The following is a 16,032-nucleotide window of genomic DNA, read 5'->3' as shown; positions in this document are numbered from 1 at the left end:
CTCCTTCTCAGATAGAGGCTTCCCGCAATACCATTAGGGTATGGGCCTCAAGTCGGCAATGTCTTGGATGGGGCAAAGGCGTCACCCCATGGGAAACGCTAATATCCATGGGCGTGGGCGCCGCCGTATTCACCAGTATTTGCCAGCAATGGCCAGTGAATTCAGGCAACTTAAAAATCACCTCATGGGCTTGAGGGTTAAAGAGCAAGCATAATGCTCCATGGCGGGTTGCTTTTCGAATTAGGCACCCCAGTGTCCCCTCAGGGGCATGCCAATCTGGAGATTGTCCCTCTAAGTCAAACCAACTCACCTCCTGGGGCGTATAAAAGCGCACCTCAGAGAACACCGCATAGCGTTTCCTAAGGGCAATCATCTCCCGGGTAAAACGATAGATTTCCTGTTCCTGACTCAATTGATGCCAGTTATACCAGGAGATTTCGTTATCCTGACAGTAGGCATTATTATTACCTCTTTGGCTGCGACGAAACTCATCCCCTCCCAGCAACATGGGAACTCCCCGCGAGAGCATTAAGGTAGCAAGAAAGTTTTTGATCTGGCGAAGCCGTACTCCATTAATGTGGGGATCATCCGTATAGCCTTCCACCCCATAATTACAGCTAAAATCGGCGTCGCTGCCATCCCGGTTATCTTCGCCATTCGCTTCATTGTGCTTATGGCGATAACTGACCAAGTCATTAAGGGTAAATCCGTCATGACAAGTCACAAAATTAATGCTATTGATAGGCTGTTTTCCGGAATGCTGATAAATATCTGCACTCCCGGTGAGTCGGGAAGCGAAAATGCCCCTCATCCCCCCATCTCCACGCCAGTAGCGTCGCACGTCGTCACGGTACCGCCCGTTCCATTCCGACCAGCGCCGACCGGGGAAACTCCCCACCTGATAGGCCCCCCCAGCGTCCCAAGCCTCAGCAATCAATTTGACATCTCGCAAAATAGGATCTTCGGCGATATGTTCCAACAAGGGGGGATTTGGCAATAGGTGCCCAGCCTTATCCCGTCCCAACACCGAGGCCAGGTCAAAACGGAATCCGTCCACGTGCATCTCAATGGCCCAGTAACGCAAGCAATCTTGGATGAAATCCCGCACCACGGGATGATTACAATTCACCGTATTACCACACCCCGTATAGTTCCGGTAATAGCGCTTATCCTCTCCCAGAAGATAATAAATGGTATTATCCAATCCCCGGAAACTCAGGGTGGGCCCCAACTCATTTCCTTCGGCGGTGTGGTTAAACACCACATCTAAGATAACCTCAATGCCCGCTTCATGGAGAGCCCGGACCATATCCCGGAATTCCGCCACTTGATTGCCGGGATATTCCATACAGGAATAAGACTTTTTAGGGGCGAAGAAATTAATAGTACTGTATCCCCAGTAATTACGTAGTCGTTCTCCAGTAAGGGGATTTAAGCGAATATTTTCGTTCTCGTTAAACTCTTGTACCGGCAGCAGCTCCACTGCGGTAATACCGAGATCTTTAAGGTAAGGAATTTTCTCAATAAGGCCTCGGTAGGTGCCAGGATGCTCCACTCCCGAAGAAGGGTGGACAGTAAACCCGCGCACATGGGTCTCGTAAATAATGGTCTCTCGCCAAGGGCGGCGGCGAGGCCGATCACCCTCCCACTCATAATGGGAATCGACTAAAATCGCCTTAGCCGTGTCAGGCGCATTGTCTTCCTGAGAGGGGGTAAGATCTTGCTTTGGTGAGGCGGGATCATAACCTCGCGCATGGCCGAAATCCAAATGCGAAGCGCCGGCAATAGCAATAGCATAGGGGTCTAGCAATAAACGCCGGGGATTAAAACGGTGACCTCGCTTGGGATCGTAGGGGCCTGATACTCGGTAACCATAACAATATCCCACCTCTACCCCACTCACCCACACATGCCAAATATCGCCGGTACGGTGATTTGCAGCATCTAGTGGCACCCTCAAAAAGGGATAATGGTCAAGGAGAGTATAATAGAGCTCTAATTGGACGGCGGTAGCATGACGGCTAAATAACGCAAAATTCACTCCCCCATTCCTAGGCCAAGCCCCTAAAGGTAAAGGATTGCCGGGACCGATGTGAGCGCCTTGGGAAGAGGCGTTATCAGTCGTCCACGTACTTTGGGGCACCAAAGCTTATCCTAAGATGAGTTAAAAGGCCCAAAATACGCCTTAGGAATGGGCGTCTAAGCATTTTTGGTTTTGAATAAGGGCAAGGGTTTGCTGAGCAATTTCCAATTCTTCATCGGTAGGAATCACAAGCACGGTCACCGCTCCCCCTTCCCCTTGAATAGCAAAAATGTCATGGCCTGCCGTTTGATTTTTCTTATGGTCAATCACAATGCCTAGATGGGCAAGCCCAGCACAGACATGATTCCTAATCAGAGCGTCATTTTCGCCAATACCCCCCGTAAAAATCAGGGCATCGAGACGCCCTAGCACCGCATAATAGGCGCCAATATATTTTTTTATCCGGTAACAATACATCTCTATGGCCAAACTGGCTAGGGGGTCGCCCGCTTTAGCTAAGGCATGGACCTGCCGCATATCGTTGGTGCCGCAGATTCCTTTTAGGCCACTTTCCCTATTGAGTAGCGAATCCAGTTCCTCTGGAGATTTTCCCAAGGCCTGGGTCAGGTATAAGGGGAGGGAAGGATCAATATCGCCACAGCGGGTCCCCATCATCAACCCTTCAAGGGGGGTCATTCCCATGGAGGTATCCATGCTTTTGCCGGCTTTAATCGCCGTCGCACTGGCCCCATTGCCAAGATGTAACGTGATCAAATGGAGTGTTTCAAGGGGCTGCTTTAAATAGGCGGCAGCCTGTTTGGAAACATAGTGATGGGAAGTACCATGAAATCCATAGCGGCGAACATGGTGGGTTTTATACCAGCAATAGGGCAAGGGATAATGGAAAACGGGGGGAGGCAAAGTTTGGTGGAACGCCGTATCAAATACCGCCACCTGGGGCACATGAGGGCAGATCTCCAGCGCCACTTGGATACCTTTGAGGTTGGCAGGATTGTGCAAAGGCGCCAAGGGAATAATTTCAGCAATCCTAGTCAACACTTGATCATCGATTAAAGTAGGCTCTTTGAAGGCTTCTCCGCCATGGACGATCCGATGACCGATGCCTAATAAGTCTGCTTCATGCTGCAAACAACCGGATTCCATGAGGGCCGTAAAGATCCGACTCATTCCCTCCCCATGATTCGAGACAGGCTCTTCAGAAATAGTCTCTTCAATTGTTTGTCGACTCTGGAACAAACGATGAACGAAGCGACTTTTCGGCTCCCCAATACGCTCTACAATTCCCCCTGCAAGAGCTGAGTTCCCTTTAAAAAGCTGGTACTTAATCGATGAACTTCCAGAATTAATCACCAAAATTGTCACTGACACCCCCAGGGGCTTTACTTTAGCAGGATTACCGAATGATCATCTCGGAAAACCCCCATATTCCAAAGCCTTTATGCCGCGCGATTTTCTCAAGCACATGATATTCAAAGGGGGCATCAGGCAAGGCCACTGCCCAACCCTGCTCTAACAGGTAAGCAGCCAAATCGACCCCCATGGAAACCGAGGTATAATCGGCATGGCAAACGGCGCTGATACTGCCATCTTGATTGATTTCTCTCTCCTCACAATGGACAAACCCCTGAATCTTGAAATCTAGCGCCAAGGCTGCCCGTGGCGCACAACGTCTAGGCTGCAAAAATGAGCGGCAGGTCACGGGGGTCTGGGGAATGTAAATGCCATAGAGATGAATGATCCGTCTGCCTACTTTCAGCGAACCGTCATCTTGCACCAGCGCATAGCCGGTAATATCCGCTACCGCAATGGGCACCGTTGGGAACCCAAAAACAACCAAGACGGCAAAGAGAGCATGAGCAGCGATTTTTGGGGCCTTCACAGGGACTCCCCCAAAGAAGGATTGAAACCTACAGTTTATAATATTCCGCCCGGCTTTTCTTGAGATTGCCTATGGCAGAGCATGAATAGGATAACGAAGGCAGCCAATGCCGCCGCTAGATGCTTAAGGGAGTGGCCACTGACAACTCCGGTTGCTTGAAAAATCTCCCTATCAAAATGCTCCAATACTTTTGCTAGGCCATAGAAGCCGAGGGCATAAAAGAAGTAGTGGCGCTTACTATAACCGGAACGAAACCAAGCGAGGATAAAGGGGATAAGCAGTAGCGGTACAAACTGGACTCCTCCATAAAGACGGAGATCCCCCAGGTCCAAGCGCTCAGTATGCCCCCAATACCAAACGCTGAAAAAACCCAACAGCAAAAGCCCAGGCAGTAAAATCATTCCCCCCTTGCGACTCACATGTTCCATTAAGATAGCGCTAAAAAGGGCCATAAAGGCCAAAGTCATAGGATAACGATCCCAAACCAGGGTTTTATTGTCAGGAAAAACGTGATAGTAACAGGATCCAACGCCTGTCAAAAAAACACCCGCGAAAAAGATTCCATATGGCAAAAGCAGCAAGGGATCCGGCGCAACATTTCTAACCTTAAGAGCCCATCCCAAACCGACAATGCCAACAAGCATCAAGGGAAAATTAGAGATCACATTTAAAAAATGGGGAATCCCGAAATAAGGACGATCATCCGCAAAGCGGTGATAGTTTGGGTCCTGAGGGATAGGGTCCAAAAGCAATATTCCCAGGCCGCAGATCACCACTATCCCTAGTAGCCAGAGAATTCGGATTTGCAGATGGGAGAGCATTATTTTCCGAGACCACCGCAGGCTGCACGATATAACCCCCAGGCAATAACTCCCACCACCACCAGCCCAGGAAGCCCCCCCCAGGGGGCCTGGGCCAATGCCAACACTTCACGGTCGCCCGTGATTACAATGGGAATTGCCATCAAAATACCGGCCAACGCTTCGCCAGTGATTAAACCTGCAGCCACCAACAAACCATAACGCCGATGGCGCTCCCTATGCTGCGGATCGCCAAGGCGATGGCGAACCCTCTCAGCCGCCTTGGCGATCAGCCCACCGATAAAAATCGGTACGGACAAATTTAATGGCAGGTAGACGCCTACTGCTACGGCTAGTACCGGTGCCCGCCAAGATGAACCACGGGCGCTAAGCCAACTATCCATCCCAATAATGGCTCCTCCCATTAACGCCCCTAACCCTACCATCTTCCAGGGAAGATCAGCACCGAAAACGCCCTCCGCTACTGAAGCCATCAAAGTCGCCTGGGGAGCTAACAGGGGGTTGGGGTGCTCAGGTGTCGGAACCCCCATACCATAGGCTTTGAGCAGTAAATTTAAGATGGGCGCCATGACCAGAGCCGAGGAAAGGACGCCTATCCCCTGCATGAGTTGCTGTTTCCAGGGGGTTGCCCCCACCAGATAACCCGCCTTCAGATCCTGCATATTGTCCCCCGCAATAGCAGCAGCACAAGCCACTACCGCGCCAATCAGGATAGCCGCCATGGGGCCTATCGCTGTTTCCGAACCCATGAGCCATAGTAGTGCCAGGGAGGAAAAGAGGATAGTAGCAATGGTTACGCCGGAGATAGGATTGTTGGATGAACCTACCAAACCGGCCATGTAGGCCGCTACGGAGGCAAAGAGAAAACCGGCAATCACCATGACCAGGGTCATGGTCAGACTAATACCCAAAGTCACCTGGCTATGGATGCTATGGTAGAGAAAAAAGAGAGGCACTAAGAGCAGTAGGATACCCTGAAGCACCCACTTCATAGGGGTATCCCGCTCGGCAGGGGATAAAACCTTGTCTCTATGCCCTGTATATTGGCGCAGCCCCCCTTGAAGAGCCGTGACCAAGGAGCGACGCATGGAAAATAATGCCCAGAGCCCACCCACCAGCATTGCTCCCACCCCCAGATAGCGCACTTCAGCCGACCAGATAGCATAGGCCAGATCAACGGCCGAAACGCCTTTGGCGGCCAGGGCTGCCAACTCTGGGTGGGCTTCGAGAAAGAAGGCGCTATACAGGGGGATAGCTAGGCACCAGGCAATAACGCCACCGGCGAAAACCAACCCAGCAATATTGATGCCCACAATATAGCCTACGCTGAGTAAAGCGGGGGAAAGATTAGCCCCTCCATAAACAGCGGCTTTGCCCATGTAGGCCCCTGTCTGGGCCACACTATTCCAAAGCCCCAATCCCGTCTCCGCCAACTTGGTCAACCCACCGGCTAGGGCAGCCCCCATGAGGTAGCCGAGACCCCGTTTTGGATTCTCACCGACCCGCAATACTTCCGCTGTGGCAATACCTTCTGGGAAGGTGAGTCCTTCCTCCACAATGAGGGAACGGCGCAAGGGAATGGTGAATAGCACTCCCAACAACCCGCCTAGGCCGGCGATTACCAGCACCCACCCGTAATCGAAAGCAGGCCAATAGTTCATGATCACCAGTGCCGGAAGGGTGAAGATCACCCCGGCAGCTAGGGACTCGCCGGCTGAAGCTCCCGTTTGGACAATATTGTTCTCCAAAATATTGGAGCGGCGGAACAAACTCAGCACCCCCATGGAGATGACCGCTGCGGGGATTGAAGCCGAGACGGTCATGCCAGCAAATAGCCCCAGATATGCATTCGCCCCCGCAAGGAGCGCTGCCAGCAGGACGCCCAGCACTATCGCTTTGATAGTAAGCTGAGGTGGTGGCACCGTAACTTCTTGCATCTCAGCACTCTCCTTGCTCAACGAGATATTCTCCTAATTGAAGTCTCAGTCCCTGAAGGGAAAATAATCAATAAAATATCTCTGTAGGGGGTTATTACCTCCACCATGTATTGTGAGAACTATATCATCAACACTTTGTTGTTTTTAAACCAACTTTTCGGATATTTTTTTAAGGGAGAAACAATGATAAAAAATATTAAATATCAGTATATTATTAAATAAATTACCACTAGGGTTCCTGCTGGCACGATCGTTGATTTGTTTAAAGAAGCCACCCCTTAACTTTGGAGGAAAAAGACGATGCAAAGCAGCAACTCACTCTCAAGGATCATCTCCCTCTGGGGGCTGATTATCATTTCTGGTCTCATCACCCTTTGGGTGATCTTTCAAGCATTCAATGGTTCTCCACCGGATTTCGAGGTTCGACGATTATATTTCGCGGCCGGTGTTTTATCTGTTCTTGCATTTTTACTTATTTTAGGGATAGCGGTTTGCACTTGGGGGCCTTCAGCCGAAAAAGACAGCGAGGCCCCGGGCAAACTTGTGTTTGATTCGCTTATCAAGGTGATTCCACCTATTATTACGTTGGTGCTCGGCTTTTATTTTGGCCAACAGGCACCCCCTCCTGCACCGCCTTTACCTGACAAACGTGCTGTGATGACGGAAAACAGTGCCGCCTCTAATGAACTACTACAACAGTTGGCAACCCTTATCAAGGCCTACGATACAGGAACCAACTCCAGCAGAAGATAAGCTTCTGCCAATAATTCCCTAATTCTCTGATGCCACGACCTCCAAATTTAAGCTTGAAACCGTTTCCGGTTGGCCCAGTACACGGGAAATCAAGTGGTATTTGCCGGGGACTGGAGGGGCTTGAATTGCCGTCAAAACTCGGCCTCCGTGCTGGGAGCCCAGGCCGATGATCGGCGCTACCCACAACTATTGTTGCCGGTCCTGGCTGTCTTCAAGCAGCAATTCACCGAAGTGAATTGTGGTGTCGGGGGTTTTATCGGTGAACGGAAGTGACAGGGGGATCTGAGCATTCGCGCCGACACGGAGGTCGGTGGTAGCCGCCATCAGCTTACCATTGTAATGGCGGCGTCGAATTTGTTGCGGCTGGGGGCCGTCATCCGCTTTAAGCGCCTTCATACCGGTGGAGCCGTTGGCGGGCTTGAGGTCAGATGAGTAAACGGTGATATCGAAGTAACCCGTATTGTTTTGTCCAGGAACTAGGTTAGTCTCGATGAAGATCGGTTGGTTGGCCCCGTCTCCACCGCCGGTGATGGAGGCGGAAGTTACGAAATACAGTGGTGTATACTGCCCCGCTTGGCCGGTGGGAATTTGCAGACCCGGTCGAAATTCATCGCTAGGCGTTGCTAAGGCCCCTGGCGTTTTGAACACCACATTATAACTCATGGCGGCATTGGCCTGGGTGTTATTATTGCTGAGCGCCAAACTGCTGGAGGCCTGGGCGTTTGCCGCTCCTCCGATGATCGATACGAACCCCCATAATATGATTATTTTTGAATGAAACGCCATTGGATAACCATCCTGCTGAAACTGGACCGGAGTGAAATGGTAGCGGCACCGACATTAATTCCTTGAGAGCATTCCCTAGCAATAAAAAAGCCCCAGGTCTATTAAGGCCTGGGGCTTTTTTTCATAGATGGTGCCCGGGGCCGGAATCGAACCGGCACGGGGTTTCCCCCAAGGGATTTTCTTACCCGCTACAACTTTCGCTGCTGTGCTTAATAAAGCACATTTGTGGTCTGGACTTTATCTTTACCCTATCATCGCCTCGTCTGGGAATCGAAACAATAACTTAGGTAGGAGCCGTTAAGTCTCTACACTTTCCTTAAAAAACAAGGCTTAGCTCGGGATTGCCACCACCCTAAAAAGCGCTGAGGTTTCCCCGAATTTGACTCCATTCACGCTAGAGGTTTCCCGTCTAGGTGCTCAAGTGACTAAGTCCCTTGCGTCTACCTATTTCGCCACCCGGGCCTTGGGGGGCTTCGGAATTTCGCCGCTACCAACTTTAATTTTATTTATCAGTCCGACAAAATGAGCGTGGAATCTGGACCTTCCTGGTCTCTAAGATCCATAACCCAGGGAACTTTAACGCGAATTCAACGATGAAGCAATACTTCAACTTATATCCATTTAAGGAATGGAGGCTGGGGTCGGAATCGAACCGGCGTCCACGGCTTTGCAGGCCGCTGCATGACCACTCTGCCACCCAGCCTAAATTGGATGACTTTAAAGATTATACTAAGGGAGGAAATCCCTGAAAATTATCAGAATATGATTTGGAGCGGGAAACGAGACTCGAACTCGCGACCCCAACCTTGGCAAGGTTGTGCTCTACCAACTGAGCTATTCCCGCCCAATGCGGTGATTATTGTAACAGCGAACTTTTTTATGTCAAGCTAGACCCGATCTTCCGCCCGCCCGGACAGTGCCGCCCAGGCAGCATTGAGATAAACGATCATCGACCCTAAAGTCAAGGCCACTGCGATATAGAGAAGGACCAAACCAATCTCCCATACCGGAATCGGCCCAATAGGATCTTGATAGAGCAGCAGGAAAACCGCAACCATCTGAAAGGTGGTTTTGAATTTTCCTAACATGGATACCGCAACACTGGCTCGCAATCCAATTTCCGCCATCCATTCCCGCAGTGCGGATATCGTCAGTTCCCGGCCAACGATCACCGCCACCGAAAGGGCCATTGGTATGGAGGGATGACTCTGTAGTAGCAATATCAAGGCCACGACTACCATTAATTTATCAGCAACAGGATCAAGAAAAGCCCCAAATGGCGAGGTTTGTTGCCAACGCCTCGCTAAGTAACCATCCAACCAGTCAGTAATGGCCGCCAAACCAAACAACGCCGCACAAATCCCGCGGGCATAGGGCACAGGAAGGTAAAATACCACCACTAAAATAGGAATGGCGACAATACGGAGCACCGTCATTAAATTAGGAATCGTGTAGATGGGCATGAATTTGGCCATTTTCCGCTCAAGAACCAACGGAGCCTTTACCTTACCACAGCTATTCCCACTTAGGTTCACTCTTATGCCTACCCATGAAAGGAATCATAAATACGTTGTGCCAAACCCGGGCTGATTCCCGGCACGCGAGCTAACTCTTCAACCCCTGCTCGGGCAACTTCTCGCAATCCGCCTAATTGAGTCAATAGCCTCTGGCGCCGCTTGGGACCAAGACCTGGGATTGTCTCCAAGGGAGAAATCTTATGTCCTTTAATCCGGCGCTTACGATGGCTGGTTATGGCAAAACGGTGGGCTTCATCACGGATATGTTGCAATAGATGCAAGGCGGGAGAATCGGGTGCGACTATTACTGGAGTATCACGCCCCGCCAGCAATAGGGTTTCCTGCCCCGCTTTACGTTCGGGTCCCTTGGCAATTCCTAGTACCGTAGTTTCCTCAATCCCTATTTCTCTGAGTACGGTAACCGCCTGGGCCAATTGTCCCTTACCACCGTCAATGACCAGCAAATCGGGGAGTATACCCTCCCCTTTCTTAAGTCGGCGATAACGCCGGGTTAGGGCTTGGCGCAGAGCAGCGTAATCATCCCCGGGAGTGACCCCTTCAATGTTAAATCGCCGGTAATCGGTGCTATTGGGCCCCTCTCTGTCAAATACCACACAGGAAGCCACCGTGGCCTCTCCCCGAGTATGGCTAATATCAAAACATTCAAGGCGTTGCGGCAAATTAGTCCATCCAAGTAATTGTTGCAGACTCTTAAACCGTTCCACAATGCTGGTCTTCTTTACAAGACACCGATTTAAGTTAATTTCGGCATTTGTCAAGGCCATCTTTACCCAGCGTATTTTAGAACCTCGGGTCGGCCTGAGCAGCATAATTTTTCTTCCAGCCTGCTCGCTGAGCACTTCGGTCAATAGTTCCATGTCCTCAGGTTGATGGCTTAGAACCAGGGTTGGTGGAATCTCTCGGTTGAGGTAATATTGGGGAATAAAGGCAGAAAGCAACTCTCTTGGGGTAAGGTTCCCTTGAAATTTTGGTAAGAAAGTTTTATTTCCCAAGTTCCGTCCACCGCGAATAAAAAAAACTTCTACGCAGGCTGTGCTCCCTTTGACCGTTGCTCCAAGCACATCGATATCCACTTCCTTGCCACTGATATACTGACGTTCTTGGATCCGGCGCAAGCTGGCGATCCGATCCCGGTAATAGGCCGCTTGTTCAAAGGCAAGCTGTTGGGAGGCCTCCTCCATCCGTGCGACCAATTCGTCAATGACCTGTTGATCCCGCCCCTCCAGAAACATTACCGCATGCTGAACATCCTGGTGATAACGCTCCTTATCAATCAGGCCAACACAGGGAGCGGTGCAACGCTTAATCTGATATTGTAAGCAGGGACGAGAGCGATTGCGATAAAAGCTATCTTCACACTGACGTACAGGAAACACTTCCTGGAGTAGCCTCAGCGTCTGCCGCATTGCCCCCACGCTTGGGTAAGGGCCAAAGTATTGGCCGGGCGTTCGCTTCGCCCCCCGATGGAATCCTAAGCGGGGGAAATCGTCAGCAGAAAGAAAAATATAAGGGTAGCTTTTATCATCCCTTAACAGAACATTATAGCGGGGCTGCAACGCTTTGATGAGATTATTTTCTAGAATCAGTGCTTCATTTTCGGTGTGGGTGACGGTGATTTCAATATCGAAAATTTGACTGACCAGTCTGTGTGTCTTAGTCGCTAGGCCAGTTTTTCGAAAATAACTGCTCAAACGCCTTTTGAGATTTCGTGCTTTACCCACATAGAGGACTTTACCTTCTGCATCCAGCATACGGTAAACACCTGGACGAGAAGTCAGATTCTTTAGAAAAGCGTAAGCATCAAAAGATGGGTTTAGCATTACGACAAAACCACTTTACCCTGTTCCCTTAATTTCAAATAGAGTCACCTCTGGTGCGAAAGGAAAGCGCATGGGTGGACCCCAAGTCCCGGTACCACGGCTTAAGTATAAAGCCGCTCGGCCAAATCGGGTTAATCCAGGGCGGGCTTGGTAAAGTAATCGGGGCAATAAAGTAAAAGGGAAAATTTGCCCATCGTGGGTATGTCCCGAGAGTTGCAGATCAATCCGATCCACCATTGAAGATTCAAATTCTGGCCGATGCTTAAGGAGCACGGTAAATTTCTCCGGATCAGCATTTTGTAGGGCTTCCTCCTCAAGGTGTGGACGCCCACTAACTGCAACCGGATCATCCACCCCCGCCAATTGAATGACTCCACCAAGGTCCACCCACTGTTGCCGCAATATAGTAAAACCAGCTTGTTGCAGCACCTGCTCGGATTGAGGAAGCCCTGCATAACACTCATGGTTACCGATGATTGCATATTTTCCTAGGGGAGCTTTAAGGGCTGCTAAATCTGACAGAACCGGGCAAGGTTGATCAGTCCGCAAATCAGTGAAATCACCAGTAGATACCACTAAATCTGGGGAAGCCACCTTGATGATCCTTAGAATCCGCTTTAGGCGTAAAGGAGTAGGGATCAATCCAAGGTGAAGATCGGAAATCTGAATCAAGCGTAAAAAAGTCCCCGGGGGAAGACGGGGTGAATGCAGAGAAACTCGCACTAGGCGAGGCCAAGCCCCCCGCCATAAAGCATAAATCAATACTCCCGCGCTCAGCCCTAACGCTATCCTAATGGGTTCCATTGGGGTTGTACGAGGATCAAAATCCTGCGGCGCAGCCACAACCTGGGTTATGGAGATAAAAAACTGGGTACCAAGAGAGATAAAGAAGAATAAAAAAATAAACCCCATCCATGTATAGCTCACCCAGGCTATAGTTGCTGCTAACCACCGGTATCCGCTTACTTCTAGGCGCCGAATAAAAAATAATGATAAAACCATCAAAATTAGCCAAGCGCCAAACAATAGTTGTGCCTCAAGGCTAGGTTCCCAAGCCGTGGTCAACTGCACATAAGCATAAACATGTATGCCTAAGTAGGCGGGAAAAATGGAGCGGATAATCCAACGCATCAACGAGCGATTTATTGGAGCACGATTAGATATGGAATTTTGGGAATATTGAGCCATGTTGTCTAACTAATTACCTGAGTAATTGAATAAAGTATGTCATACTTATTCAATAGGGCAAGTTATTATGACTTTTTGGTAGGGTAGTCCTGCTCTGGTATAATCGCCCACTGTTCTAATAGGGCCTGGATTGTGCGGTTTTCCGCCTCATAAGCGGCTTGTCGAGAATCCGCTTGCCGCAACTGCTTGGATAACTTCTCCCGTTGTGAAGTTATAGTCTCCATTTGTTCCTTCAGTTCTGCTATTTGGTTCCGTAACCGTATTTGTTCGCTGGCAGCATGTTTTTTTTCCTCTTCCAACGTGACCACTTTTTTCATCCATTGCTCTTTTTCTTGCTGAAATGTTTGAGCTTCGGTTTTTAAAGCTTTTAAGTTTTCCTCCAATCCCTTGAGTTTTTCTTGGGTTCGGGTAAGCTGAGTGAGGGTGGATTGTTGTTGATGTTGTCGCTTTTCTTCTTGTTTCCGCCACTGTGCTTCTCGCTCCCGCAAAAACTTTTCCTGTTGTTTTCTTAAGACTTTTTGCTCATCTAGCTGCACTACTAAATGTTGTTCTAGGGCGGCCCCTTGCTCCCGCTCTCGGGCCAACTGAGCTTCATAACGTTCTGCTTGCTCCCCTAGGGCTTGTTTTTTCTGCTCTAAACCTTCCTGTAATTCTTCGATCTGGGTAGTTAAATTTTCTGTACGTACCTTTTCCGAGGCAAGCTGACGCTCAAGTGTTAAGCGAGCCTCTTCCAAGGTTTCGAGACGTTTGGCTAGCACTTCGGTCTGCTGTTCTGCCGCTTGTTGGGCCTGGCGAGCCATTTTCACTGCTGCTTCATTAGCTTCTTGTGCTTGCTGTAATTTTTTACGTTCCTTTCCAAGGAGTGCCTCTGCTTCCTCTAGAGCGGTCTCCCAAGCTTGTCCGGCAATAGTAAATACCGGCTCTGGGATCTCCGGCCGGGTTTCAAATTGGTTTAGGCGCGTAGCCAAATTCTGCCACCATTCTTGAAGTGCGGCGTTGATGGTTCCCGCGCTACCTCGTTCCGTACGTGCCCGGACATTAGCAACTGTGGGGCGGATACCTTCGGCGAGCAAAGTATCCGCTGTTTGTTTTACTAGAGTTCGAGTATCTATTTGTGCCACGGAGTATTTCCTCGATTTAAATGTTTACCATTAATAAAAACAGAAAAATAATTATTACATATTATGTAATTTTTAGTACATTTTTATCAATTAATTCATGATAATCCCTATTATCATGAATTTCATATTCAACTCGAACTGGCTGGCGTTCACGGTTCGAAATGGCGTTATAAATTGGGTGAAACTGGTGTTGGTTAAAAGTACTCCTTTTCTATGTTGCTTTATCCTGTTTTCCGCCAAGAAATAGTGCAGAAAGCCTTAATAAGCTTTTATTGGTTGTCTTTTCCGTAGATGAAAAGGGTCATTGTGCCAATGCCTACGAGCGCCTCGCTTTAGGAGGGGTTGGTGGTGGATTATTATTTAGAAATTGTTATTTCTAGAGAGAGATATAATATATCAAAGTTTAGGGAGGTCGGTCGAGTCACGATACACATACCCTCAAAATGACTATATTAGGATGAATGGGTATTTTGAAAGAGATATAATATAACCCTTATTAAAAGGTCGATTATAGTTTCCTGGCCTGTTGAACTGTTCCCCAATAAAAGATAGGCTCACTACTTGCGCTTTCAGGGGAGATTTGGCTGATGGGATATTACGCGTCCTTAGTTCTATTATTGATACTTAATATTTGGCAGCTACCAGGATTCGCCAATGAAGTGACCATTACCGAATGGCCCGTTCCCTGGAAAGACTCCCGTCCTCGCGATCCCTTTGTTGATACCCAGGGACGAGTCTGGTTTGTCGGCCAACGGGGAGATTATATCGCTGCGCTCCATCCCGGTAATGGCAATTTTAAAAAATACCCTTTAGAGCAAGACACTGGCCCCCATAACCTAATTGTGGCCGAAGATGGGCCAGTCTGGTATGCCGGTAACCTGGCTGCCCACATTGGCAAGTTAAATCCCCAAAGCGGTGCGATCCAAAAATATGTTTTACCGGACTCTAATGCCCATGACCCCCATACCCTAGTGTTCGATCAGCAACAGCAGATCTGGTTTACCGTGCAAATGAGTAATTTTGTTGGCAAGTTGGCGCCAAAGAGTGGTGAGATCACACTGCTTCCAGTACCTACGCCAGGGGCTCGCCCCTACGGTATTGTCATCGATCACCAAAATCGGCCGTGGTTCACCGAATTCGGCAGCCACAAATTAGGCTGGATCGATCCCGAAAACATGCGCATTCAGGAAGTCCCTTTATCCCGGAAGAAAGCCCGCCCCCGGCGTATCGCGGCAGCCTCGGACGGAAGTATCTGGTATGTAGACTATGCCCAAGGCTATCTTGGGAAACTAAATCCCACCTCGGGCCAAATCCAGGAATGGGCGGTGCCAGGGGGGAAGAAGGCCCGGCCTTATGGCATGGCCATTGACGATCAGGATCGGTTATGGTTTGCAGAAACGGGGCACCTACCCAACCACCTGGTCGGCTTTGATCCCACCACCGAAAATTTCTTTAGCGTCACCGACATTCCTAGCGGCGGCGGGACCGTACGCCACATGTACTTCCACAGACCCTCCCAGACCCTTTGGTTCGGTACAGACACCAACACCCTTGGCCGGGCTCAGATTCCTTAACGGTTGCATCTCCCTTACTGGGCTGCGACAAAAGCTGCGTACTCCTTCACAAAAGCCTGAAGACGCTCTCTGAGTTGCCCATCGGACAACGCCCCTGAGTCATCAAATACGGTATGGGCCTGGGATACATTCAGTGAACGACCAAACCAAGGGCGCATCCCCAAGGCGCGAAAAACCGGCAGCCAAGCAGTTTGCGAGTAGGCTGTGCCCATCCCTCCCGGAGTAGCCCCCATCAAGGTTACGGGTTTACCCCGGAAAACCCGGGAAATATCCCCTGGCGGCCGAGAAAGCCAATCAATCGCATTTTTAAAAACACCAGGAAGAGAGTGGTTATATTCCGGGGTGACTAGCAATAGAGCATCGGCAGCAGCAATTTTATCCTTCAAAGCAACAACCGCTCGAGGAACTCCTTCCGAGGCTTCAAGGTCCCCATCATAAAGGGGGATACCACGAATGGAGGCCACCGCGATGAAAACGCCCTCGGGCGCAGCCTGAACCGCCGCATTCAGCAGCAGAGCATTCAACGAACCCCTGCGCAAACTCCCTGAAATACCAATAATTCGGGCCATAC

The 16,032-nt window shown here is 49.8% G+C and carries 13 protein-coding genes and 2 tRNA genes; 2 read left to right on the top strand and 13 right to left on the bottom strand.

Going from position 1 to position 16,032, the window contains the following annotated elements; translation table 11 throughout:
- Positions 1-7: 7 nt before the first annotated feature.
- Genes glgX through NHAL_RS14995 form a run of 5 tightly spaced genes read right to left on the bottom strand, consistent with a single transcriptional unit; the run spans position 8 to position 6,681 of the window.
- A complete protein-coding gene (gene glgX / locus NHAL_RS15015) occupies positions 8-2,143 on the bottom strand; it encodes a glycogen debranching protein GlgX (RefSeq protein WP_013033997.1) in 2,136 nt (711 codons plus the stop codon).
- 42 nt (positions 2,144-2,185) lie between these two features.
- The gene (locus NHAL_RS15010; protein ID WP_338040074.1) at positions 2,186-3,394 is read right to left on the bottom strand and encodes an acetate/propionate family kinase; all 1,209 of its coding nucleotides are present in this window, start codon (positions 3,392-3,394) and stop codon (positions 2,186-2,188) included.
- Positions 3,395-3,437: 43 nt separating this feature from the next.
- Positions 3,438-3,923 (bottom strand): thermonuclease family protein, encoded by a 486-nt coding sequence (locus NHAL_RS15005; protein WP_013033995.1) that lies wholly within the window; start codon positions 3,921-3,923, stop codon positions 3,438-3,440.
- 35 nt (positions 3,924-3,958) lie between these two features.
- Complete coding sequence (locus NHAL_RS15000) at positions 3,959-4,744, bottom strand: hypothetical protein (protein WP_013033994.1); 786 nt, start codon at positions 4,742-4,744, stop codon at positions 3,959-3,961.
- Positions 4,744-6,681, bottom strand: coding sequence for an OPT family oligopeptide transporter (locus NHAL_RS14995; RefSeq protein ID WP_013033993.1), 1,938 nt, complete (start codon positions 6,679-6,681; stop codon positions 4,744-4,746). The genes NHAL_RS15000 and NHAL_RS14995 overlap by 1 nt, the downstream gene beginning before the upstream one ends.
- 300 nt (positions 6,682-6,981) lie before the next feature.
- Here NHAL_RS14995 and NHAL_RS19915 point away from each other — a divergent pair, with 300 nt between their 5' ends.
- On the top strand, positions 6,982-7,434 hold the full coding sequence (locus tag NHAL_RS19915; RefSeq protein ID WP_013033991.1) for a hypothetical protein: 453 nt from the start codon (positions 6,982-6,984) through the stop codon (positions 7,432-7,434).
- 186 nt (positions 7,435-7,620) lie between these two features.
- Here the strand turns inward: NHAL_RS19915 and NHAL_RS14985 are convergent, their stop codons facing one another.
- The 7 genes from NHAL_RS14985 to NHAL_RS14955 all read right to left on the bottom strand — a co-directional run bounded on the left by NHAL_RS14985 (position 7,621) and on the right by NHAL_RS14955 (position 13,887).
- The gene (locus NHAL_RS14985; RefSeq protein WP_013033990.1) at positions 7,621-8,220 is read right to left on the bottom strand and encodes a hypothetical protein; all 600 of its coding nucleotides are present in this window, start codon (positions 8,218-8,220) and stop codon (positions 7,621-7,623) included.
- Between the two features lie 629 nt (positions 8,221-8,849).
- Positions 8,850-8,923 (bottom strand) — tRNA-Cys (locus NHAL_RS14980).
- 65 nt (positions 8,924-8,988) lie between these two features.
- A tRNA-Gly gene (locus NHAL_RS14975) sits at positions 8,989-9,064 on the bottom strand.
- 43 nt (positions 9,065-9,107) lie between these two features.
- Positions 9,108-9,695, bottom strand: coding sequence for a CDP-diacylglycerol--glycerol-3-phosphate 3-phosphatidyltransferase (gene pgsA / locus NHAL_RS14970; protein ID WP_013033989.1), 588 nt, complete (start codon positions 9,693-9,695; stop codon positions 9,108-9,110).
- Positions 9,696-9,763: 68 nt separating this feature from the next.
- Complete coding sequence (uvrC, locus tag NHAL_RS14965) at positions 9,764-11,578, bottom strand: excinuclease ABC subunit UvrC (RefSeq protein WP_013033988.1); 1,815 nt, start codon at positions 11,576-11,578, stop codon at positions 9,764-9,766.
- A 15-nt stretch (positions 11,579-11,593) separates the two neighbouring features.
- On the bottom strand, positions 11,594-12,709 hold the full coding sequence (locus NHAL_RS14960) for a metallophosphoesterase (protein ID WP_013033987.1): 1,116 nt from the start codon (positions 12,707-12,709) through the stop codon (positions 11,594-11,596).
- 122 nt (positions 12,710-12,831) lie between these two features.
- A complete protein-coding gene (locus tag NHAL_RS14955) occupies positions 12,832-13,887 on the bottom strand; it encodes a DNA-binding protein (protein WP_013033986.1) in 1,056 nt (351 codons plus the stop codon).
- Between the two features lie 587 nt (positions 13,888-14,474).
- On the opposite strand from NHAL_RS14955, the gene NHAL_RS14950 reads away from it, so the two are divergent.
- Complete coding sequence (locus tag NHAL_RS14950) at positions 14,475-15,461, top strand: Vgb family protein (protein ID WP_013033985.1); 987 nt, start codon at positions 14,475-14,477, stop codon at positions 15,459-15,461.
- 14 nt (positions 15,462-15,475) lie between these two features.
- Here NHAL_RS14950 and NHAL_RS14945 read toward each other — a convergent pair whose 3' ends face one another.
- On the bottom strand, positions 15,476-16,030 hold the full coding sequence (locus NHAL_RS14945) for an NADPH-dependent FMN reductase (RefSeq protein ID WP_013033984.1): 555 nt from the start codon (positions 16,028-16,030) through the stop codon (positions 15,476-15,478).
- Positions 16,031-16,032 lie beyond the last annotated feature (2 nt).

This window comes from Nitrosococcus halophilus Nc 4 (assembly GCF_000024725.1).
GTDB lineage: Bacteria > Pseudomonadota > Gammaproteobacteria > Nitrosococcales > Nitrosococcaceae > Nitrosococcus > Nitrosococcus halophilus.
The sequence above is the reverse complement of the archived record's forward strand: the minus strand, read 5'-3'. Positions and strand labels throughout refer to the sequence as shown.